Origin of the sequence: Marinitenerispora sediminis (assembly GCF_003336425.1) — a bacterium.
In the GTDB taxonomy this organism is placed as follows: Bacteria; Actinomycetota; Actinomycetes; order Streptosporangiales; family Streptosporangiaceae; genus Marinitenerispora; species Marinitenerispora sediminis.
In genome coordinates, this window is record NZ_QEIO01000061.1 from 23,490 (window position 1) to 29,778 (window position 6,289).

Annotated in this window: 5 protein-coding genes; 3 read left to right on the forward strand and 2 right to left on the reverse strand. The window is 73.4% G+C overall.

What is annotated here, in order from left to right:
• Nucleotides 1-108: 108 nt before the first annotated feature.
• From DEF28_RS13740 to DEF28_RS13750, 3 genes are all read left to right on the forward strand, one after another.
• Nucleotides 109-1,083: an ATP-binding protein gene (locus DEF28_RS13740; RefSeq protein ID WP_114399426.1), complete on the forward strand. Its 975-nt coding sequence runs from the start codon at nt 109-111 to the stop codon at nt 1,081-1,083.
• A gap of 478 nt (nt 1,084-1,561) precedes the next feature.
• On the forward strand, nt 1,562-2,281 hold the full coding sequence (locus tag DEF28_RS13745; protein ID WP_114399427.1) for a Crp/Fnr family transcriptional regulator: 720 nt from the start codon (nt 1,562-1,564) through the stop codon (nt 2,279-2,281).
• A gap of 90 nt (nt 2,282-2,371) precedes the next feature.
• A complete protein-coding gene (locus DEF28_RS13750; RefSeq protein ID WP_114433304.1) occupies nt 2,372-3,172 on the forward strand; it encodes a hypothetical protein in 801 nt (266 codons plus the stop codon).
• A 332-nt stretch (nt 3,173-3,504) separates the two neighbouring features.
• Here DEF28_RS13750 and DEF28_RS13755 read toward each other — a convergent pair whose 3' ends face one another.
• Both DEF28_RS13755 and DEF28_RS13760 read right to left on the reverse strand, forming a co-directional pair.
• A complete protein-coding gene (locus DEF28_RS13755; protein WP_114399430.1) occupies nt 3,505-4,347 on the reverse strand; it encodes a GNAT family N-acetyltransferase in 843 nt (280 codons plus the stop codon).
• A gap of 151 nt (nt 4,348-4,498) precedes the next feature.
• Nucleotides 4,499-6,055, reverse strand: a complete 1,557-nt coding sequence (locus tag DEF28_RS13760; RefSeq protein WP_114399429.1) for an alpha/beta hydrolase — start codon at nt 6,053-6,055, stop codon at nt 4,499-4,501.
• Nucleotides 6,056-6,289: the final 234 nt, after the last annotated feature.

Consider the following 6,289-nt stretch of genomic DNA (forward strand, 5'->3'; position numbering starts at 1 on the left):
CGCCGATCCGGCGAAACTCCTGACACTGGGCGAGGACGCGAACGATAATCGTTCCCAATCACGGGGTGGCCGAACCACCCCGCACCACGACCGCCGGAAGGGCCATCCGTGAAGATCGCATTCGTCGGCAAGGGCGGCAGCGGCAAGACCACGCTGTCCGCCCTGTTCTCCCGCTACCTCGCCGGCCTCGGCCTGCCGGTGGCGGCTGTCGACGCCGACATCAACCAGCACCTGGGCGCCGCACTCGGCGTGCGGCCGGCCGAGCTGGCCGCCGTCCCGGCCCTGGGCGCACACCTGACCGAGATCAAGGAGCTGCTGCGCGGCGACAACCCGCGCATCGCCTCCGCCGCGCAGATGGTCAAGACCACGCCACCCGGTCGCGGGTCCCGGCTGCTCGACCTCTCGCCGGACAACCCCGTCCACCGGCGGTTCGGCCACCGGGCGGACGGCGTCACCCTCATGCTCACCGGCCCGTTCGACGAGGACGATCTGGGGGTCGCCTGCTACCACTCCAAGGTCGGCGCGGTGGAGCTCTACCTCAACCACCTGGTCGACGGTCCCGGCGAGTACGTCGTGGTGGACATGACCGCCGGCGCGGACTCCTTCGCGTCCGGGCTATTCACCCGGTTCGACCTCACGTTCCTCGTGGCCGAGCCCACCCTGCGCGGGGTCGGCGTGTACCGGCAGTACGTCGACTACGCGCGCGACCACGACGTCCGGATCGCGGTGGTCGGCAACAAGGTCCAGGGGCCGGAGGACGTGGAGTTCCTGCGGGAGCACGTCGGCGACGCCCTCGCCGTCTGCGTGGAGCAGTCGGCGTTCGTGCGTGCCATGGAGAAGGGGCGCCACCCTGATCTCGCGGAGCTGGAGGACGGCAACCTGAAGGCGCTCGCCTGGATGCGCGACGCCGTGGACGGCGTGTCCAAGGACTGGGCCAAGTTCACCCGGCAGAACGTCGAGTTCCACCTCCGCAACGCCCGCGCCTGGGCGAACAGCGCCTCCGGTGCCGACCTCACGGCGCAGGTCGACCCGGACTTCGTACTGGGTCCCGACGCCCTGGCCGCGCAGCGCGCCGAGCGCTGATCCGCGCGGCCCCTCCGCCGGCCCCGGCCGGGGCCGGCATCCTTGCCGGCCCCGCGCCGCCTCCCCGTGCGAACGGCGGCCACCGCCGGATTCGGCCCTACCACCGGCCGGCCGCCGCCGCCCGAAAACCGGCCGCCGCTCCCGGCACCGCAGGGCGGTCCCCCCGCGGTGACTCCCCGGGCCGGGCGCGCCAGGTGTCGCGCAGATCATGCCCCCCACGTGGCATGACTCGCCCCCCGCACGGGGTACGGATGCGGGGAGTGGCCGGCACGACGAGCCTCACCCGCCCCGGCGCTCGCCTGATACCAAAGTGGGCCACTACCGCGACATCCCTTAAAAGGAACACCTTTCTACCCTCCCTTCCCGTTTTCGGCCGACCATTTTTCGGGAATGGCTACGCCCGGTCCTACGCAGCACCCCCGCTCATCCCGGACGCGGGTATTCTCCGCGGCACGGAAAGCACGGAAACCCACGGACAATGCGGCTAGACGGCTATTCACCTCGTTCCTGGCCGGCCAAGAGCGTCATCGGCCGCCTCAGCGAACCCCAACGCCGGGACCTGCTCGACCTGGGCGTCCGCCGCGAGTTCGCGGCCGGCCGGGTCCTGATCCAGCAGGGCGACTCCGGCACGCACGTCTTCGTGCTGGTCGAGGGGCATGCCAAGGTGGTGCACGAGTCCGACAGCGGCCGCACGATCCTGCTGGCGGTGCGCTCCCGCGGCGACCTCGTCGGCGAACTCGCCGGAATGGACGACAGCGCCCGCATGGCCCGTGTGGTCGCGGTGGGGGCCATCGCCGCCCGCCTGCTCACCTTCGACGAGTTCAGCGGCTTCCTGGGGCGCCATCCGGGGGCCTACCGGGTGATCAGCGGATCGGTCGCGGCGAAGCTGCGCTCGGCCACCGACAAGATCGTCGACTTCAGCAGCCTGGAGGTCCCCACGCGGCTGGCCCGCGCGCTGCTGCGCATCCTCGACGACCACGGCAGCCCGGTGGACGGCGGCATGTCGATCGGCATCCCCCTCACCCAGCCGGAACTCGCCGCCGTCGTGGGCGCGTCGGAGCCGGCCGTCCACAAGGCGCTCGCCGAGTTGCGCAAGGACGGCGTCATCAGCGTCGGTTATCGCAATTACGTGGTGCGCGATCTGCCCGGCCTGCGAAGGTTCGCCGATCTTCCACCGAAATTACCGCCAAGCCCATAGCAATACGGGATCTTGTCCACCGATTCGCGCCACGGTGGACGGCAGGACCACTCCCGGCCACGTCGCTCCCCCATCAGAAAGGCGATCCGAATGGACTACCCCACCCCCGCCATTCGCCGCATGTGCCTCGCCGTGGATGCCGAGTCCTACAGCCACCGGGGCCACCGCGGCCAGAGCGAGGCGCAGGAGTGGCTGGTGCGGATCATGGACATGGTCTGCGACAACGCCGGCCTCGATCGGTCGTGCTGGGACGTGCAGCCGCAGGGCGACGGGGAGCTGGCGCTGCTGCAGCCCGGCATCGAGGAGGCGCGCGTCATCGCCTACTTCACCCACGAACTCGCCATGGCGCTGTACCACCACAACGCCGACCTCCACGAGGACGCCCGGCTGCGCCTGCGGGTGGCGTTCGACCAGGGCAACGTCTCTCTCGGCGCCAACGGCTACGTCGGCGCGGCGGTCGTCTCGGTGTGCCGGCTGCGCGACTCGGCGCCGGCCCGGCGGGCGCTGCGCGACAACCCCGACGTCGACTTCGCGCTGGTGGTCTCCGACTCCATCTACAGCGACGTGGTGGGCCAGGGCGACTACGACCTGTACAGCCGGGAGTTCACCCCGGTCGAGATCGACGAGGAGGAGAAGCGCTTCCGGGCGCGCGCCTGGGTCCACGTGCCCACCACCCGGCCCAGATCCCGGTCGGCGCAGCCCGGTACCACCGGCGAGTCACCGGTACCGAGCCAGCGCTGGGCGCCGCAGGTGCTGCACGGACCGCACGCCAACGTCCGGTACAACTACGGCACGGTGACCGTGAACGGGGTGGGCCACGGGACCGCCGACTCCGCCCACAGCCCGTACGACTTCCCCGACTTCTACAGATGGGGACCGAACGACCGGTGACCGCCGCGGCGGAGCCGGCCACGAGTCGGGAGTGTGACCGGTCGTTCTGGCGATCGACACCGGGCACGCTCCTCCGCCCCGGCGCCGCGGCACGGTCGGGCACCGGGCGGAACCGGGGTGGCGTGCCGTGGGACGGACGCGACACGCCGCCCTGGGCGTTCTGGCCGGAAGGACCTGCACGGCACGCGGGCGCACGGCGGGCGGGCCGCCGGGTCGACCGGCATGGCACGGCCCCGCCGGGCTCACGGCCGCGCGCCAGGAGAAGCGCGCTCCCGTCTGCCGGGCGCTGCGCGGAGTACGGCGGCGCCGGCGGCAGGCCGGCAGAGCGGGTTCTAGAACAGCACCGACATCACGGCGTCGACCTCGCGGAACCCCACCCGGCGGTAGGTCGCGCGCGCGGGCGTGTTGTAGTCGTTGACGTAGAGGGTCACCCGGGGCGCGAACTGGGCGCGGGCCGCTGCCACGACAGCCGCCATCCCGGGGGCCGAGTGGCCGCGGCCGCGCAGCTCCGGGTGCACCCAGACCCCCTGCACCTGGCAGACCTCGGGGGTGACCGCGCCGACCTCGGCCTTGAAGACGACCCGGCCGTCCTCGATGCGCGCGAACGCGCGGCCCATCCGCACCAGCTCCTCCACCCGGGCGCGGTAGAGCGCGCCGCCGTCGCCGCCGTCCGGCGGGATGCCCACCTCCTCGGTGAACATGGCGACGCAGGCGGGCAGCAGGATGCCGAGCTCGCGCATGGTCACGCGGCGCACCAGCGGATCCGGCTCGACCTGCGGCGGATCGGACAGCTCCAGCACCGGCTGCCGGGCCCGGATCGCCCGGGCGGGCCCCCAGTGCGGGCTTAGCCGCCGCCACAGCTCCGTGACCGCCGGGATGGGGCCCACGATCGAGGAGCAGCGCCGCCCCTGCCAGCGGGCGTGCTCGGCGAAGTGCCGGATGGCCTCGGTGCCGGCGTTCACCGGGACCAGGTTGGCTCCGGCGTAGCACAGGGCGGTGATGGCGCCGTTCTCGACGTAGCCCCACACCTCGGCGCCGAGCTGGCTGGGGTCGAGCCCGACGGCGCGCAACCGGGAACTCACGAAGACGTTGCCGACCGGATCGGCGTCCAGCAGCGCGTGGACCTCAGCTTCGTCACGGTCGCGCAGCACCCGCACCGATGAGGTCCGGAGCATCCGCATCACCTCACCTGCCCGCAGCCGAGGCCGGGTCGGAAGTCCGGCCGCCCATGAGCGACATCGTATCCAGCCGGTGCCGCGAACGCCCATATTCCCGCCGTTTCACCGCCGATCGCCCGGTACTTCCCATACCCACGCCGGCCCCCGCTCATGGGCCGAGGGGGAGCGGCAGGTCAGCGGGTGGCGGCCCGGTCTGCGCCGTACGCGGCCGCGGTTCGGGCCGGGTGGCGCAGCTGAGGTCCGCGGTGCCGGTGGCCGCGGCGGCCTCCGGCAGGGAACCGTCCCGCAGGTACTGGACCACCGCCTCGTCCACGCAGGCGTTGCCGCGCAGCGAGACGCCGTGGCTGACCCCGCCCTCCTCCACGACGAGCCGGGCGGCCGGGAAGCGCCGCAGCATGGAGTGGGCGCCGGCGAGCGGGGTCGGGCCGTCCTCGGACGCCTGCACCAGCAGCGCCCCCGCGGCCCGGGAGCCGTCGATCTGGAACCAGTCCCCGTGCGCGGCCGGCCAGAACATGCACGGCGCGTTGTACCAGGTGTTGTTCCAGCCCTGGAACGGTGCCTCGGCGTGTGCCGCCCGCCCGTCCCGGCGCCACACCGCCGGATCGCGCGGCCACGCGGAGTCGGTGCACTCGGTCGCGAGATAGGCGCCGTAGGTGGGGTCGGTCTCGGCGCTCTCTCCGTAGGCCGCGCCCGCCTCCAGCAGCGCCGCCGGGTCCTCGCCGCTGGCGTAGCCGGCCAGCGCGGCGGCCAGCGCCGGCCAGTAGGCGCTGTCGTAGGCCGCCGTCACGTAGGTGTTCTCCAGTTCGGTCGGGCCGAACCGGCCCTCCAGCGGGTGCTCCGCGAGGCGGGCCCGCACCTCGAAGTAACGCCGCCGGACCTGCTCGCCCGTGCCCCCGAGCCGGTAGACGGCGTCGTGCCGGGCGATCCAGGCGAAGAAGTTGTCCGCCGCGGCGTCCAGTGCGCGGGACTGCGCCAGGTTGGCCGCGTACCACGGGGTGTCGGGGTCCACGACGCTGTCGAGCACCAGGCGGTCCACCCTCCGGGGGAACAGCGTGGCGTAGACGCCGCCGAGGTAGCTGCCGTAGGAGTAGCCGAGGAAGTCGATCCGCTCGACCCCGAGGGCGGCGCGGACGGCGTCCATGTCCCGTGCGGAGTCGACGGTGGTCATGTGCTCCAGCAGTTCCCCGCTGCCGCTCCGGCAGGCCCGGGCGTAGGAGGCGGCGCGGTCCAGGAGTACCCGGGCCTCCGCCCGGCCGCGCGGGACGGTGTCGGGGCGGACAGGGGCGAAGTGGCCCGGGTCGCAGGCGACCGCGGGCGTGCTCGCTCCGGTACCGCGCGGGTCGAAGCCGACGACGTCGTAGCGCTCGCGCAGGTCGTCGGGGAGCCGGCGCGCCGTGGCAGCCGCCCACTCCCGTCCGGGGCTCCCCGGCCCGCCGGGGTTGACGAGGAGGACGCCGGTCCGCTGCCCGCGCGCCGGTACCCGGGAGAGCGCGATCCGCGCGGTCGCCTGGGACGCCGGGCCCGCGTCATGGTCCAGCGGGACCTCCAGCGTGGCGCACTCCACCTCCTCGCCGGCCGGGACCCGGAGGTCGGTACAGGACGACCAGTCGAGCACGGCCGCCGGAGCCGCGGCCGCGGCCGTCCCCGCGGGCGCCAGGGCGGCCAGCAGCGCTCCCGCCACGGTGACCGCGATCCCTCCGGACACGCGTCGTCCCACGTGGACCCCACCCTTCAGCGCGACACAATGGCTACTCTGCGCGACATCATAGGTGCTCTCCGTAACCGATCGTGGCGGCACGCGGTACCGCGGACCGCAGAGCGCGGACGCGTCCGGCGGGCGGGGCCGGATTCGCTCCGGCGGCGGCCCGGCCCCTGTATCGCCCGTGTAGCTCACTCCGGAGGCGGCACCCGCCACCGCCCGCCGGACACTCGCCGGACC